This is a genomic window from Pseudoalteromonas sp. S2755, from assembly GCF_005886535.1.
Lineage (GTDB): Bacteria > Pseudomonadota > Gammaproteobacteria > Enterobacterales > Alteromonadaceae > Pseudoalteromonas.
In genome coordinates, this window is sequence record NZ_PNDS01000095.1 from 1 (window position 1) to 26,011 (window position 26,011).

The 26,011-nt window shown below is 44.0% G+C and carries 25 protein-coding genes; 24 read left to right on the top strand and 1 reads right to left on the bottom strand.

The window, feature by feature from the left end:
• Window positions 1–137: 137 nt before the first annotated feature.
• Entirely contained in the window at window positions 138–737 is a 600-nt protein-coding gene (locus tag CWC03_RS15730) for a DNA-3-methyladenine glycosylase I (RefSeq protein WP_138582697.1), read from the bottom strand.
• Window positions 738–973: 236 nt separating this feature from the next.
• On the opposite strand from CWC03_RS15730, the gene CWC03_RS15735 reads away from it, so the two are divergent.
• From CWC03_RS15735 to CWC03_RS15850, 24 genes are all read left to right on the top strand, one after another.
• Window positions 974–2,074 (top strand): sensor histidine kinase, encoded by a 1,101-nt coding sequence (locus CWC03_RS15735; protein WP_138582698.1) that lies wholly within the window; start codon window positions 974–976, stop codon window positions 2,072–2,074.
• Window positions 2,071–3,450: a sigma-54-dependent transcriptional regulator gene (locus CWC03_RS15740; RefSeq protein WP_138582699.1), complete on the top strand. Its 1,380-nt coding sequence runs from the start codon at window positions 2,071–2,073 to the stop codon at window positions 3,448–3,450. The genes CWC03_RS15735 and CWC03_RS15740 overlap by 4 nt, the downstream gene beginning before the upstream one ends.
• A 257-nt stretch (window positions 3,451–3,707) precedes the next feature.
• Window positions 3,708–4,040 (top strand): flagellar hook-basal body complex protein FliE, encoded by a 333-nt coding sequence (gene fliE / locus CWC03_RS15745; RefSeq protein WP_138582700.1) that lies wholly within the window; start codon window positions 3,708–3,710, stop codon window positions 4,038–4,040.
• Between the two features lie 20 nt (window positions 4,041–4,060).
• Entirely contained in the window at window positions 4,061–5,779 is a 1,719-nt protein-coding gene (gene fliF, locus CWC03_RS15750) for a flagellar basal-body MS-ring/collar protein FliF (RefSeq protein WP_138582701.1), read from the top strand.
• A complete protein-coding gene (gene fliG, locus CWC03_RS15755; protein ID WP_138582702.1) occupies window positions 5,772–6,812 on the top strand; it encodes a flagellar motor switch protein FliG in 1,041 nt (346 codons plus the stop codon). Before fliF ends, fliG begins: the two co-directional genes overlap by 8 nt.
• Window positions 6,813–6,815: 3 nt before the next feature.
• Window positions 6,816–7,631, top strand: a complete 816-nt coding sequence (gene fliH / locus CWC03_RS15760) for a flagellar assembly protein FliH (protein WP_138582703.1) — start codon at window positions 6,816–6,818, stop codon at window positions 7,629–7,631.
• A gap of 72 nt (window positions 7,632–7,703) precedes the next feature.
• The gene (gene fliI, locus CWC03_RS15765; protein ID WP_138582704.1) at window positions 7,704–9,035 is read left to right on the top strand and encodes a flagellar protein export ATPase FliI; all 1,332 of its coding nucleotides are present in this window, start codon (window positions 7,704–7,706) and stop codon (window positions 9,033–9,035) included.
• The gene (gene fliJ, locus CWC03_RS15770) at window positions 9,035–9,481 is read left to right on the top strand and encodes a flagellar export protein FliJ (protein ID WP_138582705.1); all 447 of its coding nucleotides are present in this window, start codon (window positions 9,035–9,037) and stop codon (window positions 9,479–9,481) included. Before fliI ends, fliJ begins: the two co-directional genes overlap by 1 nt.
• 142 nt (window positions 9,482–9,623) lie before the next feature.
• Complete coding sequence (locus CWC03_RS15775; RefSeq protein ID WP_138582706.1) at window positions 9,624–11,681, top strand: flagellar hook-length control protein FliK; 2,058 nt, start codon at window positions 9,624–9,626, stop codon at window positions 11,679–11,681.
• A 43-nt stretch (window positions 11,682–11,724) separates the two neighbouring features.
• Window positions 11,725–12,249 (top strand): flagellar basal body-associated protein FliL, encoded by a 525-nt coding sequence (fliL, locus tag CWC03_RS15780; protein ID WP_010369126.1) that lies wholly within the window; start codon window positions 11,725–11,727, stop codon window positions 12,247–12,249.
• Between the two features lie 10 nt (window positions 12,250–12,259).
• A complete protein-coding gene (gene fliM, locus CWC03_RS15785; RefSeq protein ID WP_069018760.1) occupies window positions 12,260–13,354 on the top strand; it encodes a flagellar motor switch protein FliM in 1,095 nt (364 codons plus the stop codon).
• Window positions 13,355–13,426: 72 nt separating this feature from the next.
• Window positions 13,427–13,825, top strand: a complete 399-nt coding sequence (gene fliN, locus CWC03_RS15790; RefSeq protein ID WP_069018761.1) for a flagellar motor switch protein FliN — start codon at window positions 13,427–13,429, stop codon at window positions 13,823–13,825.
• A complete protein-coding gene (gene fliO / locus CWC03_RS15795; RefSeq protein WP_138582707.1) occupies window positions 13,825–14,283 on the top strand; it encodes a flagellar biosynthetic protein FliO in 459 nt (152 codons plus the stop codon). The genes fliN and fliO overlap by 1 nt, the downstream gene beginning before the upstream one ends.
• A complete protein-coding gene (gene fliP, locus CWC03_RS15800; RefSeq protein ID WP_138582708.1) occupies window positions 14,276–15,013 on the top strand; it encodes a flagellar type III secretion system pore protein FliP in 738 nt (245 codons plus the stop codon). Before fliO ends, fliP begins: the two co-directional genes overlap by 8 nt.
• A 1-nt stretch (window position 15,014) precedes the next feature.
• Window positions 15,015–15,284 (top strand): flagellar biosynthesis protein FliQ, encoded by a 270-nt coding sequence (gene fliQ / locus CWC03_RS15805; protein ID WP_138582709.1) that lies wholly within the window; start codon window positions 15,015–15,017, stop codon window positions 15,282–15,284.
• A 2-nt stretch (window positions 15,285–15,286) separates the two neighbouring features.
• On the top strand, window positions 15,287–16,066 hold the full coding sequence (gene fliR, locus CWC03_RS15810) for a flagellar biosynthetic protein FliR (RefSeq protein ID WP_138582710.1): 780 nt from the start codon (window positions 15,287–15,289) through the stop codon (window positions 16,064–16,066).
• A 9-nt stretch (window positions 16,067–16,075) separates the two neighbouring features.
• Entirely contained in the window at window positions 16,076–17,206 is a 1,131-nt protein-coding gene (flhB, locus tag CWC03_RS15815) for a flagellar biosynthesis protein FlhB (protein WP_138582711.1), read from the top strand.
• 81 nt (window positions 17,207–17,287) lie between these two features.
• The gene (gene flhA, locus CWC03_RS15820; protein ID WP_138582712.1) at window positions 17,288–19,390 is read left to right on the top strand and encodes a flagellar biosynthesis protein FlhA; all 2,103 of its coding nucleotides are present in this window, start codon (window positions 17,288–17,290) and stop codon (window positions 19,388–19,390) included.
• A 19-nt stretch (window positions 19,391–19,409) separates the two neighbouring features.
• Window positions 19,410–20,885 carry a flagellar biosynthesis GTPase FlhF gene (gene flhF / locus CWC03_RS15825; RefSeq protein ID WP_138582713.1) on the top strand — a complete coding sequence of 492 codons (1,476 nt, stop codon included), beginning with the start codon at window positions 19,410–19,412 and terminating at the stop codon, window positions 20,883–20,885.
• Window positions 20,878–21,738, top strand: a complete 861-nt coding sequence (locus CWC03_RS15830) for a MinD/ParA family protein (protein ID WP_010369106.1) — start codon at window positions 20,878–20,880, stop codon at window positions 21,736–21,738. Before flhF ends, CWC03_RS15830 begins: the two co-directional genes overlap by 8 nt.
• Before the next feature lie 2 nt (window positions 21,739–21,740).
• On the top strand, window positions 21,741–22,475 hold the full coding sequence (locus CWC03_RS15835) for an RNA polymerase sigma factor FliA (protein ID WP_010369105.1): 735 nt from the start codon (window positions 21,741–21,743) through the stop codon (window positions 22,473–22,475).
• A 42-nt stretch (window positions 22,476–22,517) separates the two neighbouring features.
• Window positions 22,518–22,901 carry a chemotaxis response regulator CheY gene (cheY, locus tag CWC03_RS15840; RefSeq protein ID WP_010369104.1) on the top strand — a complete coding sequence of 128 codons (384 nt, stop codon included), beginning with the start codon at window positions 22,518–22,520 and terminating at the stop codon, window positions 22,899–22,901.
• A 19-nt stretch (window positions 22,902–22,920) separates the two neighbouring features.
• Window positions 22,921–23,697 (top strand): protein phosphatase CheZ, encoded by a 777-nt coding sequence (locus tag CWC03_RS15845; protein WP_138582714.1) that lies wholly within the window; start codon window positions 22,921–22,923, stop codon window positions 23,695–23,697.
• Window positions 23,698–23,710: 13 nt separating this feature from the next.
• Window positions 23,711–25,942, top strand: a complete 2,232-nt coding sequence (locus tag CWC03_RS15850; RefSeq protein WP_138582715.1) for a chemotaxis protein CheA — start codon at window positions 23,711–23,713, stop codon at window positions 25,940–25,942.
• Window positions 25,943–26,011: the final 69 nt, after the last annotated feature.

Genomic DNA, 26,011 nt, shown 5'->3' on the forward strand with positions numbered 1-26,011 from the left:
AAAACCTGGCCTATTGCAAGCAAATTTAACGCAGTAGTAAGGGATAACAGCTGCTAGAGAACAAGTTGTTATTCCAAGTTCAGGTTACCGGCTCAACTCAACAAGGCCGCTTAATACGCGGCCTTGTGCTTTATTGCTCAAAGTCGAGTAAAATCCAAGTCTTGATAACTGGCGATAATGATTTGTTTGCAAAAACAGTTATCGGCATGGTCGTTAACCATGCCGCAAGCCTGCATATGTGCATACACGGTGGTTGAACCTAAAAACTTAAATCCACGTTTTTTTAAGTCTTTGGCAAACTTGTCGCTAAGTTCACTGGTGGCAACGGCATCGTGTTTGTCACGCATGGGGTTGATAACTGGCTTGTAATTAACAAATTGCCACTGGTATTTTGCAAAGCTGCCAAACTCTTGCTGAATTTCAATAAATCGCTTAGCGTTGTTTATCGTTGCTGCGATTTTTGCGCGGTTTCTGATAATTCCGTCAAATGCTAATAGCCGCTCCACATCTTGCTCTGTCATCTGGCTCACTTTGTGTACATCAAAATCGTGGAATGCTTTTCTATAGCCTTCACGTTTTTTCAAAATGGTATACCAGCTTAAGCCAGCTTGTGCAGATTCCAATGTGATAAACTCAAACAAGCTCTGGTCATCTAGTACAGGTCTTCCCCATTCCTTATCATGGTATTCAACATAATCGGGTTTGCTCTCGTCCACCCAGCCGCATCGTACTGTCATTGTTGGCTCTCTTCTATCTAATTGTGAATATGAATAAGCTAAATGATTTATTACGCCAACTACTCATTGCGGCATCACATTTGGCTTTCAAAAACTCTAGCATAGTGCTGTATATAAAAACAGTGTCAATAAATTGATATTGTTTAGTGTTATGTAACTATATGTTTTAAATGGAATATAAAGTTGGATCGTTTTTTGCTTTTATCCATTGAGTTTATTTTTAAGAGAGCGGAAAAATGGCATTAGCACATGTTATTAATCCACAATTTGTACCAACGACGAATCGCTACAACCCCTGTTTGCTGCAAGAAGCTTATGTCGGTGAATTAAGCGACCTTAGGCAGCAGGCGAGTTGGTTAAGTCACCTTGTTGATACTATGCCTGCAGGTGTCGTGGTACTCGATGGTCAAGGTATGATTGCCAAGGCAAATCAAATCGCGATGGATATGTTGGGTGAACCACTCGAAGGCGAAAAGTGGTTTAGCATTATTCAGCGTTCATTTCGACCACAGCAGGACGACGGTCATGAAGTCTCTCTTAAAGATGGCAGAAGAATTAAGCTAGATATTACTGCGCTAACACCAGAACCTGGCCAGCTCATTTTGATGACAGATCTCACCGAGACGCGGAGGCTTCAAAGTCGTGTTGCGCATATGCAAAGATTGAGTGCGTTGGGAAAAATGGTTGCCTCACTGGCCCACCAAGTGCGTACGCCGTTATCGGCTGCGATGTTATATGGTGCAAACCTAGGTGCAGCTAACCTTCCTTCGGCTTCTCGAGAAAAGTTTCATGACAAGTTGATGTCTCGCCTAAAAGACTTAGAAAGCCAAGTTAATGACATGCTGTTGTTCGCTAAAAGTGGTGAACAGCAAGTCGTTGAGCGAGTGTCAATGCAACAGTTATTGAGTGAAGTCAAAGCGGGTGCTGACGCTATGGTTGAGCTTAACCAAGCAAAGTTGGAAGCATTTTTACCCGAGCCAGATATCGAAATATTAGGTAATCGTACTGCGCTTGCAAGTGCGATCCAAAACCTGATCCACAACAGTATTCAAATTATTGGCAGTGCGGCACACATTGAACTTAATGCAGAGCGCGAGCCGTGTGGCGAGTATGTACGTATCTCAGTTGTTGATAATGGGCCTGGCATTGACGAAACCTTAGTAGACAAGTTGTTTGAACCATTTTTTACAACTAAGTCGCAGGGGACTGGGCTAGGACTTGCGGTGGTTAATTCGGTTGCTAACGCGCATAAAGGGTTTGCGCAGGCAGACAATATTGAAGGTAAGGGTGCGCGTTTTAGCTTGGTACTACCACTAATTGAGGCGGAGGAACTATGAGTAACAGAGTTTTAGTTGTTGAAGATGATGCTGGTTTAAGAGAAGCACTCATTGATACATTGCAGCTTTCAAATATTGAGTGCGTAGAAGCAAGTTGTGCGGAACAAGCCGTTTTATTGCTAAAGCAGGAAACCTTTTCTTTGGTGGTGAGTGACGTGCAAATGGGTGCCATGAGTGGGCTTGACTTATTAAAGACTATTAAACTCAACTATCCAGAATTACCAGTATTGATGATGACAGCATACGCAACCATTGATGATGCGGTTGAAGCGATGAGATTGGGCGCTATCGACTATATGGCCAAGCCATTTGCACCTGAAGTATTGCTCAATATGGTTGGACGCTACTTACCTGAGAAGGAAAAAGAGACTGACGGCCCCATTGTTGCCGATCCAAAGAGTATTAAACTACTTGAACTGGCTGCAAAAGTAGCTAAGTCGGATGCCAGCGTTATGGTACTTGGGCCAAGCGGTTCAGGTAAAGAAGTGTTGGCTCGCTATATTCACGATAAATCAGACAGAGCAGACGAGCCTTTTATCGCAATTAACTGCGCTGCAATTCCAGAGAATATGCTTGAAGCAACCCTATTTGGCTACGAAAAAGGGGCGTTTACAGGTGCCATTCAAGCGTGTCCTGGAAAATTTGAGCAAGCGCAAAAGGGAACCATTTTGCTTGATGAGATCACTGAGATGGATTTGGGCTTACAAGCAAAACTACTTCGTGTGCTACAAGAGCGCGAGGTAGAGCGTCTAGGCAGCAGAAAAACCATTTCACTGGATGTCAGAGTGTTGGCAACCAGTAACCGCGATTTAAAAGAAGCGGTGGATGATGGGGTATTTAGAGAAGATTTATATTACCGTCTCAATGTTTTCCCGATAGAGTGGTTGCCATTGAAAGACAGAGCGGGTGATATCGCTGTGTTAGCTGAGCATTTGTTGGTAAGGCATACGCAAAAAGCAGGCAAGTCAACACCTATACTAAGCAGCGGTGCAAAGCGTAAGCTCAGTTCGCACACTTGGCCAGGAAACGTACGGGAGCTAGACAACGTTATTCAACGCGCCCTAATTTTGTTCCAAGGTAATGAAATTCAAGAAGATGACATTTTTATCGAAAATTTCTCATCGATGGCTTTGGTTGAGTCATCTCCAATTATAAACCATGAGGCATCAGTTTTAATGGAGCGCTCGCAAGGTGATGATGAGATCATTAGCTACAAAGATGAGTTGCAGGATAAAGAGCACCAAATTATTTTAGATACGCTGGCGAAGTTTAATGGTAAACGTAAAGAGGTAGCGGAGGTATTGGGTATGAGCCCTCGCACACTTCGCTATAAGCTGGCGAAAATGCGAGATTTAGGAATTGCGCTACCCGTTTAACCTAAATTACCTGAGCTTAAAAGCAATGAGTTAACTCATTCCTTATCCATACCTCAAGTTAAATTTTATCTGCTAATTCAAGTTTAATTAGGTGCCTATAAAGATCAGGAGATCTTAGGCACCTAGTTTTCACTTCTATGTACTGCCAATTTTTCGACATGCAAAAATCTCCTTAACATCCTGAAAATTAAGTACTTTAAGTTGGCACGTTTTCTGCTTTACTTTAGGTAACTAAGAGTTATTTTGAGTAAAGCATCATGAAAGTACAATCATCAGCGCTATTTCAAGAAATGCAGGCAATGGCTGCAGAAGCGACGAGAAACACACAGCCAACAGTGCAGCCAGTTAAGACGGCAGCATCTTCGTCGGCTCAGTTTGGCGATTTACTCTCAGACGCACTTAATACAGTTCATGGCTTACAACAAGAAGCAAAACAAAAAGTCACCGCAGTTGAAATGGGTGACAGAAGCGTTTCTCTTGCAGAAGCCATGATAGCGAAACAAAAATCGTCGGTCGCTTTTGAGGCTACAGTGCAAGTTCGTAATAAACTTGTTGAGGCCTATAAAGAAATCATGAGCATGCCAGTTTAATTGAGTGACTGTGGAGAGTAATCGTGGCTACTAATCAATCAACAGATCTTACGCTTTCCGACGCAGCGCTGAATAATGACAGCGGTTCGGATGAGCAACAAGAGCAAAAATCAGGCTACTTCAGTGCGCTAAGCGGTGTTGATATGTTGCGCCAGGTTACTCTGGTTATTGCCCTTGCTATTTGTTTAGCAATCGCAATCTTTATTATCATTTGGGCGCGCCAACCAGATATGCGCCCACTTGGTAAATACCCAACAGAAGAACTCGTCGAAACGTTAGACTTTTTAGATCAACAAAAAATTGAATACCAACTCGATGGTAATACCATTTTAGTTGCTGAGTCGGACTATCAGGACATAAAACTACGGATGGCGCGTGACGGTTTTACCCAATCTCCGAGTTCTGGCACTGATATTCTGATGCAGGATATGGGTTTTGGTGTTAGCCAACGTCTTGAAAGAGAGCGTTTAAAGCATAGTCGTGAGCAACAACTTGCGAGAACAATTGAAGAGTTACAAGACGTAAATCGTGCAAAAGTGTTACTCGCAATCCCAAAAGAAAACGTCTTTGCACGTCGTGAGAAAAAGCCCTCAGCAACCGTAGTGATTACCCTTAAACGTGGCAAAACGCTTGGCGGCGAAGAAGTTGATTCAATCGTAGATATCGTGGCATCAGCGGTACAGGGCTTAGAGCCTTCACGTGTGACAGTGACTGATCAAAACGGTCGTCTACTCAACTCTGGTTCTCAAGACTCTTTAGCTGCACGCTCGAGAAAAGAGTATGAAATCGAACGTAAGCGTGAACAAGAATATCTAGAAAAAATTGATAGCATCCTGATCCCAACAGTAGGCCTTGGTAACTTTACCGCGCAGGTTGACTTAACGATGGACTTCAGCGCAGTTGAAGAAACGCAAAAGCGTTATAACCCAGACTTACCAGCGGTTCGTAGCGAAACGACGTATGAAGAAAATAATATTGGTGGTTTAGCCGTGGGTATTCCAGGAGCGCTGACTAATCAACCTCCTGTAAACTCAAATATTCCAGAGATTGCTGGGCAAGGCAGCAATGGTCAAAGTGCAACGCCAAGCAGTAACCAAAAAGAAGCAACCCGCAACTATGAGTTAGATACCACTATTAGCCATAAACGTCAGCAAACCGGAGTTATTCGCCGGATCAGTGTGAGTGTGGCCGTTGACTACCTCGCAAAGCCCGACGCTGAGGGTAATATGACAATGGCACCGCGTACGCAAGAAGAGTTAAATAACATCCGTCGTTTGTTACAAGGTGGTGTGGGTTTTGACATGCAGCGAGGTGATGCACTAGAGGTAGTGACGGTACCATTTGTGCGTGAAGACCTCACTGAAATTCAAGAGATTCCACTTTGGGAGCAAGATTGGTTTCAAAAGACAATTCGTCTTGCAGCAGGTACCTTAGTGATCATTGTGCTAATCTTAGCGGTAGTAAGACCTATGCTTAAGCGTCTAATTTACCCAGATGATACGCTTGAAGATTTTGATGAAGATGCGTTGACCAGTGGTGTAGATTTAGGTGACAGTACACTCGATATGCTAAATAACGATTTCGATGAGTCTGCGGTTGGCTTCTCTTCTGACGGTAGATTACAATTGCCAGACTTACATGGCGACGAGGACTTACTTAAAGCAGTACGTGCCTTGGTTGCTAACGAACCAGAACTCTCATCACAAGTTGTGAAAGCGTGGTTGACAGAAGATGACTGATCAAGAACAAAAACAATTGCCCGCAGCCTTTGACGTTGACAAGCTAGACGGCGTCGACAAGGCTGCCATCTTACTGCTCAGTTTAACTGAAGAAGATGCGGCTCAGATTTTAAAACACCTAGAGCCTAAGCAAGTGCAAAAGGTTGGTATGGCGATGGCCTCCATGGACGACCTATCCCAGGCTAAAATTGCAGCTGTACACAATTTGTTTATTGAACAGATTCAAAGCTTTAGTACGATTGGTTTCCAATCTGAAGACTTTATTAAGAAAGCACTAACCGCAGCGCTTGGTGAAGACAAAGCAGCGAGCCTTATTGATCAAATCGTTATGGGTTCTGGTGCAAAAGGCTTGGATTCGTTGAAATGGATGGATTCAAAGCAAGTTGCCAATATTATCCGCAACGAGCACCCGCAGATCCAAACGATTGTATTGTCTTATCTCGAGCCTGAGCAATCCGCCGAAATCTTGTCTCAGTTTCCTGAGAAAGTACGTTTAGATTTAACAATGCGTATTGCAAATTTAGAAGAAGTACAACCGGCGGCACTACAAGAACTCAACGAGATCATGGAGAAGCAGTTCGCTGGTCAAGCTGGTGCACAAGCGGCGAAAATGGGTGGCTTAAAAGCTGCTGCAGATATCATGAACTACTTAGATACCAATATTGAAGGTCAGTTGATGGATTCAATCCGAGAACATGACGAAGAAATGTCGCAACAAATTCAAGACCTCATGTTCGTGTTTGAAAACCTGATGGATGTAGAAGACAGAGGTATCCAAGCCATTCTGCGTGAAGTACAGCAAGATGTACTGATGAAAGCAATCAAAGGTGCGGACGAATCCTTAAAAGATAAGATCATGAAAAATATGTCCAAGCGTGCTGCTGAGATGATGCAAGATGACCTTGAGGCTATGCCTCCAGTACGGATCAGTGAAGTGGAAGCTGCACAAAAAGAGATTCTGGCAACGGCTAGACGTCTGGCTGATTCAGGTGAAATTATGCTTGGTGGCGGTGGTGGTGAGGAGTTCCTATAAACCATGGTCGATAAAAAGTTGTATAAAGGCCGCCCAGTCAGCACCGAAGCGCTGGATGAGTTATTAGAAAACTGGCCCATTCCAGATGTTACGGATAAGCCCGAAAAATTCCGCGGTCGTTCGACCGCATTCGGTACACCGCTTGAAGAGTTGTATACGAAAAAGCAGGCACACCCCGAACCTGAGCCACAAGAGCCTGAATTTCCTACTTTGACCATCGAAGAATTAGAGCAGATCCGCCAGGACGCCTACGACGAAGGAATAAAGCAAGGCCATGAGCAGGGCTATATTGAAGGCTTTGACAAAGGAGTTTCTGAAGGTAAAGAAGCCGGTTATAAAGAAGGCGTAGAAATAGGTAAAGAAAAGGGGCTTGAGGAAGCACAACCGCTTATTGAAGAGAGGATGAATGCGCTATCCTCTATTCTAGATGGCATGCAAACGCCACTGAAAAAGGTTGATGATGAGTGTGAAAAGCAGCTGGTGGTACTCGTCAATTTATTGGCAGAGCAAGTTATTTTTAAAGAGCTCAAGACCACGCCTGAACTCATTTTAAACGCGTTGAAAAAAGCGATGGACGCGCTGCCTGTCAAAGATCAAACGGTACGCATCCATCTGCATCCAGAAGATTTAGCCTTAGTGCAAGCCATGTACGGGGAAGAACATATACAATCACAGCATTGGCAGTTACTTCCAGAGCCGACGTTAGATAGAGGTGGTTGCGAGGTGAAAACACCACAGTCGTCCATTGATATGACGCTGAAAAATCGTATTAGCGAAGTGTTGGAATCATTTTTGCAAGATAGCGGTATAAACCAATAATACTGCACTGTTATCCAGATAGGCGAAGCAATCAAATCTAGATAACGATGCCTTCCTAAGGTAATTGCGAACATGTCGACATCTGCTGCTATGAGCGAGCGCATCAGTAAGTATCAGAAATTTATCAAACCATACGGAGTTGCAGTTGCAGGCAGCCTCACCCGTGTGGTTGGCCTTACCCTCGAAGCTAGGGGACTAAGTGCTCCCGTCGGCAGTCAATGTAAAATCGAGACGCTGGGCGGCTTTATTGATGCAGAAGTCATCGGTTTCAATCAAGAAACGCTTTACCTCATGCCAAATGATCATATCACTGGTGTTCTTCCTGGAGCACGAGTTATACCAAAAGTAAAGGATGCTGGATTACCTGTCGGAATGGGTCTACTCGGCCGCGTGGTTGACGGACTTGGTAGGCCACTAGATGGCCTTGGTGCCATTGATGCTGAGAAGCATCTGAAATTTGCCGCAGTGCCCATTAACCCACTTGCAAGGCGTCCAATCGACGCACCGATGGATGTAGGCGTGCGCGCGATAAATTCGATCGTGACAGTGGGTCAAGGTCAACGTATGGGTCTGTTTGCAGGGAGTGGTGTGGGTAAATCGGTACTGCTTGGCATGATGACACGAGGCAGTGAGGCGGATGTTATCGTCGTTGGCTTGGTCGGTGAACGTGGTCGTGAGGTGAAAGAATTTATCGATGAGATTTTGGGAGTCGAGGGTAGACGTCGCTCCGTTGTAGTTGCTGCTCCCGCCGATGCCTCACCGCTGATGCGCTTAAAAGGCTGTGAGAGTGCAGTGACTATTGCAGAATATTTTCGCGATCAAGGGTTAAATGTACTGTTGTTACTAGATTCAGTGACGCGATACGCTATGGCGCAGCGTGAGATAGCACTTGCGGTCGGCGAGCCGCCGGCCACAAAAGGGTATCCGCCTTCCGTGTTTGCAAAGCTCCCAGCATTGGTTGAGCGCGCAGGTAATGGTGGTGAAGGACAAGGCTCAATCACCGCATTCTTTACGGTATTGAGTGAAGGTGATGATATGCAAGACCCTATTGCCGATGCTGCCCGGGCGATTTTGGATGGTCATATTGTATTATCACGAGAGCTTGCCGATAGTGGTCATTATCCAGCGATAGATATTGAAAAGTCCATCAGTCGAGTCATGCCTCAAGTGGTATCAGAGGCACACATGCAGCAAGCCAGAGTGCTCAAGCAAGTCTATTCAATGTACCAGCAGAATAAAGACATGATCACCTTAGGTGCTTATCAACGTGGCAGTGACCAGATGTTAGATCAGGCGATAAATATGATGCCTGCAGTGAATAACTTCCTTCAGCAAGGCATGAAAGACGTGATCAATTATGACGAGTGTTTACAAGGCCTCGCTAAGCTACTAGGACAAGCATAATGGCAAATAACAAACTGACTTTATTGCTTAAGCTAGAAAAAGACAAAGAAGATAACCTTCGAGCGAATTTTGTTCAAGCGCAGCAGCACTTAGCAACAAACCAACAACGGCTATCGGGGCTAAACGATTTCCGTCTTGAATACAGCATGCAGCTTCATAGTAAAGCACAACTTGGTCTGTCTAGTGGCGGTTTCAATCAATATCATAACTTTATTAATAAGATTGAGCAGGCTATTGATCAGCAAGCAAAAACGGTCAATACAGCCAAGCAGGTGGTTGAACAACGCCGCAAGCTATGGTTAGCACAGCAGGCTAAAACGAAGGCAATTGAAAAACTTATCGAGAAGCAAGCCCTCGCGAAGCAAGCTCGTCTTGCTAAAGCAGAGCAAAAGATGCTGGATGAGTTTGCAACTAATCAGTTTGTGCGAAGAGAGCGAGCTTGGTAAGTTGGCTCGAAATATGCTTCGTAGTAATTAGCGTTTTATTATTTAGGTAGTTCACTCGTAAAAGTCATTAGTATTCATAATGTTGGCTTTTAACAGTGTATTACAACGGCAGGACATTGCCACTTTATGAGGTAGCTTTAAGATGAATCTAATGCTTGCATCCATGCTGCAACGAGGCAGTAAAGAGGTTGATATTAAAGAAAAATCCCAAGAGGCGGATGCTGAGGGTTTTGAAAGCGGCTCTGGGTTTAGTGCTTTAATGGCTGAGTTAGCCGAGCAAGAGAGTGTAAGCAAGCAGGTAAAAGAGTCAGCAGATCCCGCAACCTCCACGCGAATAGATAGCGAAGCCGCATCAGATGATGCTCCGCAGTCAGATAGTAAGATACAAGCCTCTTCCTCTAAGCAAGTAGGGGAAGTACCAACTTCTACTGTTAGCTACACTGACAAAGGTCAAGTAGTTGTGGACAAACCGCTTCCTGATTCACCAGATAATGACTTATATGCTCAGATCAACGCTGCAAAACAGCAGAGCACTTCATTGAGCCAAAACCCAACAGTAATTGCGCAATCAGTCAAAGAAGCATTGGGCAATGCTTATGCTGATGAAGAAGTTGTTGCTAGCGACGGTGCATCCTCTGAGGAGCAGCTACAAGATGAACCGAACTCACTAAGTCGTGGGTCGAAAGGCCAAACCGAAAACTCCGGCACTAAAACAACCTCGTTATTACAGCAGGCTGTTTCTTTGGACAGCCAAGACTCAGAAGGTGAGGTTGCTAACCCTTCGTTATTGAATGACAGTGCAGAAGCGGAGGAGCAAACATTGCCGCCTAAGCAGCAAAAGGATGCAAGCACTCAAGCTGTGGTTACCAATACAAACATAGAACAACGGGATCCAGGTGCTAAAAAGTCAGTTGGGTCTCAAGTTGAAAGTGAGTCTGAAACAGCGCAACTTAAAGAACTCTTAGACGCCAAGAAATCAGAGTCTGCTCAATCTCTTTCCTCATCTGAAGCTAAGCAACCTGAGGCTAGTACACAAACTGTGAAAGACAAAAATTCAGTGGGTACAAAAAGCACTACTGATGTGCAAGCCATGGTGGAAAAGTTGACTGTACAGCAACAACAAGAATTAAAAGCTGTGATAGCTGGTAAGCTGGATATTTATGATGCGTCACCGGCTGTACAAAAAACCGTAGCTCAGTTAATTGGTAAAGGTGCTGATATCGCAAATGTACAGCCGTTTAAAGCGTTTGTGTCATCCTCTGTCGTAACACAAACTTCAACAAACACGCCGCAAGAAGCTGCTACGGATGTTAAAAATACTACTCAGGCGTCTTTTAACAACGTAAATAGCACGCAAGAAAAGTCTAACAATAGTGAGCAGCAGGCTGTGGTAGGCAAAGAGAGTGAACGTGCTGAAAAAAATATAGCTGTAAATAAATTGACTAGCGATGAAAAGTTGGCTGCAGCGAAGCAAAGTTCAGAAAAACAGAACTTAGAAAAACAAATAAGTGAAAAGGTAGTTGATAAAGAAAATAGTAAGCTGATGCAAGCGGAAGCAAGCATCGCGAAAGAGGCTGTCAAAAATGAGCGTCAATCGGCCAATGCCGCAACAGCGATACCAGCTCCAGTCAAGCCTGAAGCAAGCCCTGTAAGTGCATCGCAAGACACAAGCTCACTAAACCAAACATTGAAAGAAGTTCAGCAAATTCAACAGTCTCAGCCAACAAACCACAGTACAACACAGACAAAACAAGCAACAGATGCTAATCTTCAACAGGCGATTAACATAGCGCGTCAAGATGCTGCTAAAGAGCTTCATCAACGGGTAGGGCTGATGCTTAACCTTAACAATAAAGAAGCTGAAATTCGCTTAGACCCGCCAGAGCTTGGCGCAATGCAAATTCGGATAAAAACCGATGCAGAGCAGGCTCAAGTAAATATTGTGGTGCAAAATCAGCAAGCTAAAGAATTGTTAGAGCAATCACTCCCAAGACTAAGAGAAATGTTAGCTGAGCAGGGGATTGAGCTGGGTGACAGCCAAATATCACATCAGCAAGGTGGAAATACTGAATCAGAGTCGCAAACTGCTGGTGGCAATACGAGTGAACAGCAAACTCTAGGTGATGAATTGGAGATTTCTGATAATTTACAATCGCCGCAAAAGAGAAATACTGATTCTGCAATAGATTACTATGCCTAACACCTGCTATTATTGTAATTAATAAAGATCATAAGGGCTTGCTATGGCTGAAGAAACCGACTTAGAAATAGAAGAAACGGGTGGTTCTAAGAAAAAGCTGATTATCATTATTGCCGCTGCAGTATTGATACTTGGCGGTGTCGCAGGGTTTTTCTTATTTTCAGGCTCTGATGCACCAGAAGAATCCTTAGCAGAAGAGACGACAGCGAGCGAAGTTAAAGCGGAGCAAGGTAGCGCTGCGCAAATGGGCAGTGCACTGTACGTTGCTATGCCTCGCCCTTTTGTTTTTAATGTACCTGGTGCAAGTCGCGATAGAATTGTGCAAATTAAAGTTCAGCTGTTGGTTCGCGGTGATGTTAATGAAGAAGTAGCAAAGAAGCATATTCCCTTGATTGAAGGGACTTTACTTAGCGTGTTTTCAACGACTACTGCTGACGAGCTAAGCACAAGTGCAGGTAAAGAGACGTTGCGTTTAACGGCGCTAGATAAAGTCCAGGCTGCGATGGAAGGGGTTGAAGGTAGCAAAGTAATCGAGCGTGTGTTGTTTACTGGCTTTGTAATGCAATAAGGTAGTATTTGTGAGCGATTTATTATCCCAAGACGAAATTGATGCGCTACTCCATGGTGTAGATGAAGTCGAAGAAGACGAAATCGGCGATGGTGATGACGGCGAAGGTGCTGGTGCCTTACAGTACGACTTTTCGTCTCAAGATAGAATTGTGCGTGGGCGGATGCCGACGCTTGAAATCGTTAATGAACGATTTGCCCGCCATATGCGGATAAGCCTTTTCAACATGATGCGCCGTACCGCTGAAGTGTCTATTAATGGCGTACAAATGCTGAAATTTGGCGAATATATCCATACTCTATTCGTTCCGACTAGCTTAAATATGGTGCGCTTTAGACCGCTAAAAGGTACTGGCCTGATAACCATGGAAGCTCGGTTAGTCTTTATTCTTGTGGACAACTTTTTTGGTGGGGATGGTCGTTATCATGCCAAGATCGAGGGGCGTGAGTTTACACCAACAGAACGTCGTATCGTGCAGATGCTACTTAAGATCATCTTTGAAGATTACAAAGAAGCCTGGGCGCCGGTGATGGATGTTTCGTTTGAATACCTCGACTCAGAGGTTAACCCTGCGATGGCGAATATTGTGTCACCTACAGAAGTGGTGGTTATTAGTTCTTTTCACATTGAATTAGATGGTGGAGGGGGCGATTTCCATATTTCATTGCCTTATTCTATGTTGGAACCTATTCGAGAGTTACTTGATGCTGGTGTTCAATCAGATACTGAAGATACCGATCTGCGTTGGAGTAAGGCGCTTCGTGATGAAATTATGGATGTCGAGGTCGAGATCTCTTCCCAGTTACTAGAAGTTGACTTATCACTTGAGCAAATAATGAAGCTTCAAGCTGGTGATGTTATTCCAGTGGAAATGCCAGAGCATGTCACTGTTTTTGTTGAGGAATTACCAACTTTTAGAGCGAAGATGGGCCGTTCTCGTGACAATGTTGCATTACAGATCAGTGAAAAAATCAAACGTCCAGAATCAGTTAAGTCTGAGCTTCATGTATTTACCAAAGGTGGTAAAAAGCTCGATTCAGACGCTGAACTGGCAGAATTAGAAGAAGATCTGCATCTTTCCGAAGGTGTAGATTTAGATTGGTAGTCGCGGATTTGCATACGCAATTTCGTGAGGCTAATTATGGACAACAAATTAACTTAATCAGGTAGTAATCCAATGAGCGATGATCAAGATACTATGGACGAATGGGCAGCAGCACTAGCTGAAGCCGAAGGTGCCGAAAGTGGCAGTGAGCCAGAAGTTGCAGAGTTAGATGAACTCAAAGATTCAGCGCCTGCATTATCGTCAGATGAAAAACGTAAACTAGATACTATTTTAGATATTCCAGTCACCATTTCTATGGAAGTTGGCCGTTCTAAAATTAATATTCGTAATTTACTGCAGCTAAACCAGGGCTCTGTTGTTGAGCTTGATCGTGTGGCTGGTGAACCGTTAGATGTGCTTGTTAACGGTACGTTGATAGCGCACGGTGAAGTGGTTGTAGTAAACGACAAGTTTGGTATTCGCTTAACAGACGTTATTAGTCAGGTTGAGCGTATCAAAAAGCTACGTTAATGCACTGGGGTTGGTCTTTAGCAGTGTTTGGCGTCGCTTTTTATACACGGGCTGTCACTGCAACAACCTCAGAGGCAGTGTCAAAATCTTCTGTAGGGGAAGGTACCGCGGGGTTGAGCTCAGAGCTACTTTCCATGGGGTTGTCTCTGGTGTTGGTGATCCTACTTATTTTAGGCTTAGCGTTCGCCTTAAAACGCTTAAATCCCAACATGGTAAACCAGAAAGACTTTAAGGTGATCCGCAGTATATCGCTTGGTACGAAAGAACGTTTGCTGGTTATCGAATTAGATGAAAAGCAGCATTTGCTTGGAGTAACACCAAATAATATCAACTACTTATACCAGTTAGAAATACCGTTAGATGACGTTAGCCGAACGCCATTTGCAAACGAGTTACAAAAGTTTTTAGCGGGCAAAGGGCAAACCGCCAATAACCATAATAAGAAAAGTCATGATTAGATTGCTGATACTCTGTTTTTTACTGTTTTCTGGGGTAGCTTCTGCGGAAGGGATAGAGGCAATAAACGTCACAACAAACCCTGATGGCTCTCAAGAGTACTCAGTGACACTTCAAGTACTCGCCATTATGACAGCGCTGAGTTTTATTCCAGCTGCTGTTATCATGATGACATCGTTTACTCGAATAATTGTTGTGCTTGCTATCTTAAGACAAGCGATTGGTCTGCAGCAGTCGCCATCGAATCAAATTTTACTCGGCTTATCGTTGTTTTTGACATTATTTATAATGGCACCCATATTTTCGCAGATAAATGATGAGGCGGTGCAGCCGTACATAAAGGAGGAAATTACATCAATCCAAGCACTTGAACGTGCTAAAGAACCGATGAAAGCCTTTATGCTATCACAAACTCGAATTAAAGACCTTGAAACCTTTGCCAAGATAGCGGGGTATGACAAGCTTGATAGCCCTGAGGACACGCCGTTTATCGTTATTATTCCGGCCTTTGTGACATCCGAGCTGCAAACAGCTTTTATTATTGGCTTTATGTTCTTTATTCCATTTTTGATAGTCGACTTAGTCGTAGCCAGTGTTTTGATGGCCATGGGTATGATGATGTTATCTCCAATGATAGTTTCCTTGCCGTTTAAGATTATGCTATTTGTACTCGTCGATGGTTGGAGTTTGGTCATGGGGACACTGGCCAGAAGCTTCGGATTGGGGGTGTAATGTGGAACCAGAAGTCTTTGTTGATATCTTAAGTGATGCGTTGTTTTTAGTCATCAAGCTGGTAGCGGCGATTGTGGTACCGGGGCTTCTAGTTGGTTTAGTCGTTGCTGTGTTTCAAGCTGCAACATCAATTAATGAGCAAACATTAAGCTTTTTACCGCGTTTAATTATCACCATTCTGGCCCTGATTTTTGGTGGCCATTGGCTTACTCAAGAGCTGATGGACTATTTTAACATTGTGGTCATGCGAATTCCTGAAATTGCAGGCTAACCATGGAGTTCACCTTTGCGGTAATCCTGCAGTGGCTGAGTGATTTTTTACTTCCACTGGTGCGGATAAGTTCAATGATAATGGTAATGGCGGGGCTTGGGGCACAAAGTGTGCCGGCCCGAATTAAGTTTGCACTCGCTGTGGTCGTTACTTTTGCCGTGGTGCCTGTTTTACCCAAATCAGAATTTACCGATTTGTTCTCCTTCTCAATGATTTTGGTGGTTATTCAAGAGTTGATGACCGGAGTTGCAATTGGTTTTGGCTCTCTATTACTTTTAAATACTTTTATCATTGCGGGACAAATTCTTGCGATGCAAACCGGTCTTGGTTTCGCGTCTGTCGTAGATCCTGCTAATGGACTAAGTGTACCTGCTGTTGGCCAGTTCTATTTAATATTAGCGACATTACTGTTCTTTGTTTATAACGGCCATTTGATGATGATACAAATGGTAGTGTATAGCTTCGAAAGCTTTCCCATAGCCGGTAATTGGTGGGCGGTAGACAACTTCTGGCGAATTGTTAATTGGGGGGGCTGGATGTTTTCTACGGCTCTTGCACTTGCGTTAGCTCCGCTAACAGCAATGTTGATTATCAATATCTCGTTTGGGATCATGACCAGAGCCGCGCCTCAGATGAACATTTTCTCTGTTGGTTTTGCTTTTACCTTAGTTGCGGGTCTTACCATTATCTGGGCGACACTGGGTAACTTCTTAGCACAATTTGAGTTTCAATGGCTCAAAATGACAGAGCTGATGTGCGATTTAATTGGTTGCACGGTTTAGGAGTTTGAAATGGCAGAAGATTCAGGTCAAGAGCGCACCGAAGAACCCACCTCCAAGAAGATAAGTGATGCGAGGAGTAAAGGCCAGGTAGCTCGTTCAAAGGAGTTGGGAACTACATTTGTCTTGTTGTTTTCTGCTATTGCTTTGCTTATGTATGGTCCCGGTATAGGTAAAGCGCTTTACAACGTGATGGGGCGAATGTTGTCGCTTAATCGCAATGAAACCTACGATACAACCAAAATGTTTGCTGTGTGGGGGGATATTGGCGCTGAGCTGTTATTCCCAATGGCTATGTTCGTTTTTATTATCGCAATTGCCGGAATAGTGGGGAATACGTTACTCGGTGGCTTTAACTTTTCTTGGCAAGCGGCCGCGCCTAAAGCAAGTAAAATGTCACCTATGAAGGGACTGAAGCGAATGTTGGGCCCACAAGCGGCCATTGAGCTATTGAAGTCCGTTCTTAAGTTTGTATTGGTTGCAGGCTTTGCAATCTTGCTTATCAATATGTATTTTAAAGAAATATTACACTTGAGTATTGAGCAAATCCCATCAAGTATCGAGCATGCTTTAGAAATCATTGCGTGGATGTTCTTAGCACTTAGCTGCACCATGATCATAATTTCGGCGATTGATGCCCCTTATCAAAGTTATAACCATCATAAGCAGCTAAAAATGACGCTGCAAGAAGTCAAGGATGAATACAAAAACTCAGAAGGTGACCCTCAGATAAAAGCGCGGATCCGCCGAACACAACGAGAAATGTCGCAACGACGTATGATGCAAGATGTACCCGATGCCGATGTTGTTGTGACTAACCCTACTCACTATTCGGTTGCCCTTAAATACGATACTGAACGAGCGGGGGCGCCTATTGTTATTGCAAAAGGGGTTGATGAGCTTGCGATGCAAATTAGAAAAATAGCCAAAGGAAATGAAGTACCGATTGTGGAGTCACCTGTATTGACTCGTTCACTTTATCATACAACCGAAGTAGGTGATCAAATCCCTGAACAATTGTTTACTGCGGTTGCACAAGTACTTGCTTATGTGTTTCAGTTGAATCGCTTCCAAAAGGGTAAGGGGAAAAGACCTGTTGCACTTACTCGAGATTTACCAATCCCAGACGATTTAAAGCATTAAAATTGCTCTCGTAAAAAAGCTATTAATTGGAACGCATATTGCAATTGATACTGTGTGTCAATTTTTTGCTTGTGTTAAATTATGGAATTTAAAGCAGTTTTACAACAACTCAATCGAGATAAGAAAGAGTATGCTAAAGGTGTAGGTACTCCTTTGTTGGTGCTTGCAGCACTTGGCATGGTTATTCTACCGTTACCTCCTTTTTTGCTTGATATTCTATTTTCCTTCAACATTGCATTGGCACTTGTGGTGCTATTGGTGACTGTTTATACCTTGAAGCCACTCGAATTTGGTATGTTTCCGGCAGTACTACTGATCGCGACTATCATGCGATTGGCACTAAACGTAGCGAGTACTCGCGTTGTATTGCTTGAAGGTCATAATGGTGGTGATGCGGCAGGTAAGGTGATCGAAGCCTTTGGTAGTGTTGTTATTGGTGGTAACTACGCCGTCGGTTTAGTTGTATTCCTTATTCTTATTATTATTAACTTTGTCGTAATTACCAAAGGTGCGGGCCGTATTTCTGAGGTGTCTGCGCGTTTCACCCTTGATGCTATGCCAGGTAAGCAAATGGCCATTGATGCGGACTTAAATGCCGGTTTTATCTCTGCAGATGACGCTCGAGCTCGTCGTGAAGAAGTGACTCGAGAAGCCGACTTTTACGGTTCAATGGATGGTGCAAGTAAATTCGTTAAAGGTGATGCTATTGCTGGCATTGTGATCCTCGCCATTAATATAATAGGTGGCCTTTTCGTTGGCATGATCCAGCATGATTTAAGCTTTAGTCACGCGATGGAAGTATATACCATGTTGACAATTGGTGACGGGCTGGTCGCGCAAATTCCTTCTCTTTTACTCTCAATTGGTACTGCAATTGTCGTAACGCGCCAAAATGAATCGCACAACATGGGCGATCAGTTTAAAAACCAACTGGGTAATGAAAAGTCGCTGGCTATTGCTTCAGGTATACTGATCACCATGGGACTTGTCCCAGGCATGCCACATGTTGCCTTCTTGGGATTAGGCATATTACTTGGTTATATCGCTTATTACACGAGTCAGCAAAAGAAAAAGGCGGAGTTAGAGCAGGCGGAACAAGCCGCGAAAGGACCTGCCACAAAAGGTGGTCAGCAACAAGATCAAAAAGAGCTTGGTTGGGATGATGTACAACCTGTTGATGTAATTGGTTTAGAGGTGGGTTATCGCCTAATTCCTCTGGTAGACCAAGCTCAAGGTGGGGAGCTTCTAAGCCGTATTAAAGGGGTGCGTAAAAAGCTATCTCAGGAACTGGGCTTTTTAGTACCGCCGGTACATATTCGCGATAACCTAGAATTAGATCCAAATGCATACAACATTACTTTAATGGGAGTGGGCTCTGGAACAGGTGAATTGAAGCATGGTGATGAGCTTGCAATCAATCCAGGTCAAGTATTTGGGCCGATTAAAGGAATAGAGACTAAAGATCCTGCATTTGGCTTAGATGCAGTATGGATTAAACCAGATCAAAAAGATGAAGCGCATTCACTTGGCTATACGGTAGTAGATGCTGCAACTGTGGTGGCAACACACATTAGTCAATTATTGACGAATAATGCGTCACTATTGCTTGGTCATGAAGAAGTTCAAAATCTATTGGACATGCTTGCGAAAAGTCACCCTAGATTAGTTGAAGGCTTAGTGCCTGATATTTTACCGCTCACTACCGTGGTAAAAGTGCTACAAAATCTGCTTAATGAGGGCGTTGCAATTCGAGATATGCGCTCGATTGTACAAACCTTAGTTGAGTACGGACCACGTAGCCAAGACCCTGATGTATTAACGGCTGCGGTCAGGATTTCATTACGCAGATTGATTGTTCAAGATGCCGTTGGAAGCGAAGAAGAAATTCCTGTCATTACATTGGCGCCTGAGTTGGAACAGATGTTGCATCAGTCACTTCAGAACGCAGGTGATGAGGGGGCAGGTATTGAACCTGGCTTGGCTGAGAGGCTTCAAGAATCATTAAGAGAAGCACATCACAACCAAGAAATGCTAGGGGAACCTTCCATCTTATTAACCTCAGGTATGTTAAGAAGTGTACTGTCTCGATTTGTTAAACATACAATTCCAGGTCTTAGAGTGATGTCATATCAAGAAGTGCCGGAAGAAAGACAAATAAAGATAGTGAGCTCGGTTGGACAATAGAGGATAAAGGGGCTGTAACATGAAAATTAAACGTTTCTTCGCAAAAGATATGCGTACGGCTTTAAATGAAGTAAAAGAAGAGCTTGGTGCAGATGCTGTCATTATGTCTAACAAAAAGTTAGCAGATGGTGTTGAAATCGTCGCAGCAGTTGATAATGACCGTGCTGCTGCACCTGTTAAGCAAGCTCCAGCTGCCCGTGCGACTGCCTCAAGCGAGGCTCCGACTCGCTTTGTCCGTCCTGAGCCTCGCCAAGCGCAGCCAGCAAAACAAGCACAAGTTGCCGATAGCTTAGCAGCATTGCTTGAGCGTCAAGCGCCGCGTCCTCGCTCCCCTGAACTTGCTTCAATGTTCTCCCAGTCGGGTATTGATACTGAGCAAATGTTAAGTAGTCAACGTAAAACACAAACTGCTGCACCGACACACCAACCGAAGCCTCAGCAATCTCGTCGCCAATCTTTTGACTTTGATGATGATGCATTTGAGCAGTCACAGCATTGGGGCGAGTCGGATGAGTTAGACAACGGTTTTGGTGATGATTTACCTGAGTTAAATGCCAAGCATGACGAAATGAGTGCAATGCGTGAAGAAATGAACGCTATTCGTCAATTACTTGAACATCAAGTATCTGGACTTATGAAGCAAGAAATGGCTCGTCGCGATCCAACCCGAGCGTGTCTTGTAGATCGTCTGGAAGGAATGGGCATCGACAAAGACGTTGCTGAGCAAATGGCATGTTTTATCCCTGATGATGTGTCTCGTAAAGAAGCCTGGGACGCGCTGTTGAATATGGTAATTAACCAAATGCACACCACCAACAATGACATTCTTCGTCAAGGTGGCGTATTTGCAATGGTTGGTCCAACTGGTGTTGGCAAAACCACAACGGTTGCGAAATTAGCGGCATTAGGTGCACAAAAATACGGTGCAGATAAAGTGGCGCTAATAACCACCGATACCTATAGAATTGGCGCTTACGAGCAACTAGCTACCTATGGTAGAATCATCGGTTGTCCGGTTAAACAAGTTAAAGATGCAAATGAACTTGCAGAAGTGCTTTATCATTTGCGCAATAAGCGTCTAGTATTAATAGATACGGCGGGAATGAGTCAAAGAGATTTGCGCTTAACTGAACAGTTAAATACACTTATGCGTAGCGCGAGAGTAGATATTCGCAGCTATTTAGTGTTGAGCGCGACAGCACAGATGAATGTGTTACAAGAGACAGTAAGACACTTCAAAAAAGTAAATTTAAGTGGCTGTATTTTCACAAAACTTGATGAAAGTCTAAGTTTAGGTGAGATAATTAGCATAGCGATTCAAAATCGCTTGCCAATAGGGTATCTTACCAACGGTCAGCGAGTGCCAGAAGACATTCGCGTAGCAAATGCTCAAAAGCTAGTAAAAAAGGCTGAGCAATTGTATTTGAAAAGAATAAAAGCACAGCACTCTCGACGTGTACCTGTAGCGTCAGAGTCAGTAGGAATGTATGATTAACACAGTTTTAGATCAAGCAAGTGGCCTGCGTAGAATGAGTCAAAATAGCAACCAGGGTGTAAAAGTAATAGCCGTGACCGGTGGAAAAGGCGGGGTGGGTAAAACTAATGTCTCGCTCAATACTGCCATCGCTATGGGCCAACAAGGACAGCGAGTGCTCGTTTTAGATGCGGACTTGGGCTTGGCAAACTGTGACGTGATGTTAGGGCTCCGAGTAGAAAAGAACCTTTCACATGTGTTGTCGGGTGAATGTGAACTAGATGAGATTCTCGTAGAAGGTCCCGCCGGTATCAAAATTGTGCCAGCTACTTCAGGTTCCCAAAGCATGGTGGAGTTGACTCCCGCTGAACATGCAGGACTTATTCGCGCATTTAGCGAGCTAAACACTCAATTTGATGTTTTGATTGTTGATACCGCAGCCGGTATCTCAGACATGGTTCTGAGCTTCTCTCGAGCCGCACAAGATGTGATGGTTGTTGTGTGTGATGAACCGACTTCCATTACAGACGCTTACGCGTTGATCAAAGTGTTAAGCAGAGAACATGGTGTCTATCGTTTTAAAATTGTTGCCAATATGGTCCGCAGTATGCGTGAAGGGCAAGAATTATTTGCTAAACTTTCAAAAGTGACAGACCGTTTTCTTGATGTAGCACTGGAATTAGTGGCCACCGTACCGTTTGACGAAAACATGCGTAAATCTTCTCGTAGACAAAGAGCTATCGTGGATTTGTTTCCGAGTTCCCCTGCGGCGATTGCGATTAAGGGGCTTGCTGCTAAGGCAGTCAAATGGCCAATTCCGCATCAACCTTCTGGGCATCTAGAATTTTTCATTGAACAACTTGTAAACGGGTGATTATGGCTTCTCCGGTCAATAGAGCTGCGGGATATCAAACTTCAGACCACATTCATAAGGTGGTTGAACGGCATGCTCCACTTGTCAAAAAAGTGGCGTGCCACCTGATTGCTCGGCTTCCGGCAAGTGTGCAACTCGACGATCTGATCCAGTCAGGTATGATTGGATTGATTGAAGCATCTAAAAATTTCGATGCAACTAAAGGAGCTAGTTTCGAGACTTTTGCAGGGATCCGTATTCGAGGCGCAATGCTTGATGAAATCCGTCGAGGTGATTGGGCGCCTCGTTCTGTTCACAAAAATAGCAGAATGGTTGCTGAAGCTATCTCCGAGTTAGAATCTCTCCTTGGTCGAGAACCAAAAGACACTGAAATCGCTGAAAAACTTGATATATCTCTAGATGAGTACCATCATATTTTACATGATGTAAATGCAAGTAAAGTCATCGGGATTGAGGATCTTGGGGTTGATGAAGATGTGATAACCCCAGCAAACAGCGATTTTGCGCTAGACAAACCGTTTAATAACGTTAAAAATGAACGTTTTAACGAGTCTTTAGTAAATGCTATCAAAGCGCTACCCGAGAGGGATGCTCTGGTTTTATCGCTTTACTATAACGACGAAATGAATTTAAAAGAGATTGGTGCCATCCTTGATGTCAGTGAATCTCGAGTAAGCCAAATTCACGGTCAGGCAATGATAAAGCTCAAAGCTAAAATCAATGACTGGATAAATTAGAGTACATAAAATAGTTGGGTTCGAACCTCACTGGAGGAAGTTTTGGATAAGAACATGAAGATTCTCGTGGTTGATGATTTCTCTACTATGAGAAGAATAATCAAAAACCTATTAAGAGATTTAGGCTTTACCAATGTTCAAGAAGCTGATGATGGTAGTACAGCACTTCCGATGCTACAAAATCAGGAGTTTGACTTTGTAGTAACTGATTGGAACATGCCGGGCATGCAAGGTATTGATCTGCTGCGTGCAATACGCGCAGATGAAAAGCTTAAGCACATTCCAGTGTTGATGGTTACCGCTGAAGCGAAAAAAGAACAAATTGTTGCAGCAGCGCAAGCTGGGGTGAACGGATATATTGTTAAGCCGTTTACTGCAGGTACGCTCAAAACTAAGCTTGAAAAAGTATTTGAGCGACTAGGCTAACAGCAAGGGGATATGGCCTATGTCTGTAAATGCTGCGCCTCAAATTACACTTGAACAAGCTAAGCAACTTGTTGAGCTTCTAGAGCAAGGTGAACAAGAAAAAGCTGACCAGCTGATTTTAGAAGCTGCTAACAAAGAGCAATCGGAGTTATTTGCAGAAGTCGGAAAGCTTACTCGCCAATTACACGAGTCCTTGAAGAACTTTGAGTTGGATACTCGCCTCGCAGATCTCACAACAGAGGCTATTCCTGACGCCAAGCAGCGCCTCAATTACGTTATGGAAATGACAGAAAACGCTGCTAATAAAACGATGGACGCGGTTGAAGAAAGCTTACCTCTTGCGCAGAATCTTGCGGATGAGTTAGCACAAATAAAGCCCACTTGGGATCGGTTGATGAGCAGAGATATTCAACTCGGTGAGTTTAAATCTCTGTGTCATGATCTTGACAGCTTTATGCAGACTTCAAAGACACGTACAGACGAATTACAGGGTTTAATGACTAACGTGCTGATGGCTCAGGACTACCAGGATTTGACTGGGCAGGTTATTCGGCGCGTCATTGAGCTTGTGAGAGAAGTAGAAGATAGTCTCATTCACCTCCTGACTGTTTTTGGTACTTCAGATGAAGCGCCTTCAGCAGCAGTGAAAACGAATGAAAACGAAATAAAAACAACTGAGACTATCAGTGATGAATTGTCTGGACCTGAAGGTCCAATTATTGACGCTGAATCGCGAGATGACGTGGTTTCTGGTCAAGACGAAGTCGATGACTTGCTATCTAGTTTAGGCTTCTAGTTGGAGAGTGTGTATGAGCTTTGAAGTCGATGAAGATATCTTGCAGGACTTTCTTGTTGAAGCAGGCGAAATATTAGAACTGTTATCTGAACAGCTTGTTGAACTAGAAAATAATCCTGAAGATAAAGAACTTCTCAATGCGATTTTCCGTGGCTTCCATACCGTAAAAGGTGGGGCTGGCTTTCTAGGTATGACCGAACTGGTTGATGCCTGTCACGGCGCGGAGAACGTGTTTGATGTACTACGACAAGGGCAACGAAAAGTAACTTCCGAATTAATGGATGTTATTTTGCAGTCTTTGGATACGATCAACGAAATGTTCGCTTGTATTCAAAACCGTGAGGAACCTGAAGCTGCCGATCCTGTGCTGCTTGAAACACTCCACAAACTTAGCCAGCCTGCATCTGAAGACGAAGTCAGTGAGGTGGTTGACGAATCTGATTCTGAACCTGAACCAGAGGCTGTGGTGCCAGATTTAAGTGCGGATGATATTTTATTCGACGCGGATGTTGGCTCCGGCGATGATAGTGGTTCCAGCATCGATGAGATAACAGAAGAAGAATTTGAAAATCTATTAGATGAATTACACGGCTCAGGTAATGCGCCTGCTGTTGCTCCGGCAACTAAACCTGAAGCTGTATCAACATCAGATGATGGTGATATCACCGATGATGAATTCGATAACCTTTTAGATGAACTCCATGGTGTTGGTAAGTTTGGTGGAGCACCAAATGCAGAAGATGCTGTTGCCCGAGAAGCCAGTGAACCTAAGGCTAAACCAACCTCGCCAGCAACCTCTAGTGGGTCTACTGGCGATGAAGAAATTACCGACGATGAGTTTGAAGCTTTGCTGGACGAGCTTCATGGTAAAGGCAGTGCACCTAAAGCGGTAAATGAATCACCAGTAGATATCCCAGAGCCTAAGGCTGCTCAACCTGAGCCTGTTAAAGCAACGCCAGCGCCGAAACCCGCTTCAAAGCCTACGCCTAAAGTTGAAACTAAACCTGCGACTCCAGCACAGCAAAAAGAGCCAGAGGCTGCAAAAGCTTCCGCACCAGCCGCAGCGAAGAAACCTGCGGCGCAAGCTGAGACCACGGTCCGAGTTGATACTAAACGTCTTGATGAAATCATGAATATGGTTGGTGAATTAGTGTTGGTTCGTAATCGTTTGGTTAGCTTAGCGAATAACACTAACAGCGAAAGCATGGGGAAAGCTATTTCGAACCTCGATGTAGTCACCGCGGACTTGCAGGGCGCTGTGATGAAAACGCGGATGCAGCCAATTAAAAAGGTGTTTGGTCGCTTTCCTCGAGTAGTGAGAGACCTTGCTCGCAGCTTGAAAAAAGAAATCAATCTAGTTTTACAAGGCGAAGAGACGGATTTAGATAAAAACCTTGTTGAAGCGCTTGCAGATCCATTGGTCCACTTAGTAAGAAACTCAGTAGATCATGGCATTGAAATGCCTGACGTACGTGAAGCGTCGGGTAAACCAAGAATGGGTACGGTCACGTTGTCAGCATCTCAGGAGGGGGATCACATCCTTCTCACAATTCGAGATGATGGCGCCGGTATGGATCCTGAGAAACTTAAGAAAATCGCTATAAATAAAGGTGTTATTGACTCCGATCAAGCAAGCCGACTGTCCGATACCGAAGCCTATAATTTGATCTTTGCACCAGGGTTCTCAACAAAAGAACAAATTTCAGATATTTCTGGCCGTGGTGTTGGGATGGACGTTGTTAAAACGAAGATTACTCAGTTGAATGGCTCGGTGAACATCCAATCAGAATTGGGGGTAGGTACTGTATTAGAGATAAAAGTACCGCTTACACTGGCTATTTTGCCAACTCTGATGGTGATAGTCGGAGAGCAAACGTTTGCGTTACCACTTGCTGGTGTGAACGAGATATTCCATTTAAATTTGACTAAAACGAATGTGGTTGATGGTCAGTTGACTATCATAGTGAGAGAAAAGGCAATTCCATTATTTTATCTTGAGCATTGGTTGGTAAAAGGTGCGAACCGGAGTAAGAGAAAGGCTGAAGGTCATGTTGTCATTGCGCAAATTGGTACCAAACAAGTCGGTTTTGTGGTTGATTCTCTGATAGGCCAAGAGGAAGTTGTAATTAAACCACTAGATGCGTTGTTACAGGGTACACCAGGTATGGCCGGTGCGACCATCACATCTGATGGTGGTATTGCGCTAATCCTTGATGTCCCCAACTTATTAAAACACTACGCTTAATTTTACTAGGCGTGGTTCGAATTCTAGAGCAGCATTTGCTGCTCTGCTGTAGAGCAAATTAAAGAGCGT

Coding starts and splice junctions, on each gene's coding strand:
- CWC03_RS15730 (WP_138582697.1), bottom strand. CDS start 737: ATGACAGTACGATGCGGCTGGGTGGACGAGAGCAAACCCGATTATGTT.
- CWC03_RS15735 (WP_138582698.1), top strand. CDS start 974: ATGGCATTAGCACATGTTATTAATCCACAATTTGTACCAACGACGAAT.
- CWC03_RS15740 (WP_138582699.1), top strand. CDS start 2,071: ATGAGTAACAGAGTTTTAGTTGTTGAAGATGATGCTGGTTTAAGAGAA.
- fliE (WP_138582700.1), top strand. CDS start 3,708: ATGAAAGTACAATCATCAGCGCTATTTCAAGAAATGCAGGCAATGGCT.
- fliG (WP_138582702.1), top strand. CDS start 5,772: ATGACTGATCAAGAACAAAAACAATTGCCCGCAGCCTTTGACGTTGAC.
- fliH (WP_138582703.1), top strand. CDS start 6,816: ATGGTCGATAAAAAGTTGTATAAAGGCCGCCCAGTCAGCACCGAAGCG.
- fliI (WP_138582704.1), top strand. CDS start 7,704: ATGTCGACATCTGCTGCTATGAGCGAGCGCATCAGTAAGTATCAGAAA.
- fliJ (WP_138582705.1), top strand. CDS start 9,035: ATGGCAAATAACAAACTGACTTTATTGCTTAAGCTAGAAAAAGACAAA.
- CWC03_RS15775 (WP_138582706.1), top strand. CDS start 9,624: ATGAATCTAATGCTTGCATCCATGCTGCAACGAGGCAGTAAAGAGGTT.
- fliL (WP_010369126.1), top strand. CDS start 11,725: ATGGCTGAAGAAACCGACTTAGAAATAGAAGAAACGGGTGGTTCTAAG.
- fliN (WP_069018761.1), top strand. CDS start 13,427: ATGAGCGATGATCAAGATACTATGGACGAATGGGCAGCAGCACTAGCT.
- fliO (WP_138582707.1), top strand. CDS start 13,825: ATGCACTGGGGTTGGTCTTTAGCAGTGTTTGGCGTCGCTTTTTATACA.
- fliP (WP_138582708.1), top strand. CDS start 14,276: ATGATTAGATTGCTGATACTCTGTTTTTTACTGTTTTCTGGGGTAGCT.
- fliR (WP_138582710.1), top strand. CDS start 15,287: ATGGAGTTCACCTTTGCGGTAATCCTGCAGTGGCTGAGTGATTTTTTA.
- flhB (WP_138582711.1), top strand. CDS start 16,076: ATGGCAGAAGATTCAGGTCAAGAGCGCACCGAAGAACCCACCTCCAAG.
- flhA (WP_138582712.1), top strand. CDS start 17,288: ATGGAATTTAAAGCAGTTTTACAACAACTCAATCGAGATAAGAAAGAG.
- flhF (WP_138582713.1), top strand. CDS start 19,410: ATGAAAATTAAACGTTTCTTCGCAAAAGATATGCGTACGGCTTTAAAT.
- CWC03_RS15830 (WP_010369106.1), top strand. CDS start 20,878: ATGATTAACACAGTTTTAGATCAAGCAAGTGGCCTGCGTAGAATGAGT.
- CWC03_RS15835 (WP_010369105.1), top strand. CDS start 21,741: ATGGCTTCTCCGGTCAATAGAGCTGCGGGATATCAAACTTCAGACCAC.
- CWC03_RS15845 (WP_138582714.1), top strand. CDS start 22,921: ATGTCTGTAAATGCTGCGCCTCAAATTACACTTGAACAAGCTAAGCAA.
- CWC03_RS15850 (WP_138582715.1), top strand. CDS start 23,711: ATGAGCTTTGAAGTCGATGAAGATATCTTGCAGGACTTTCTTGTTGAA.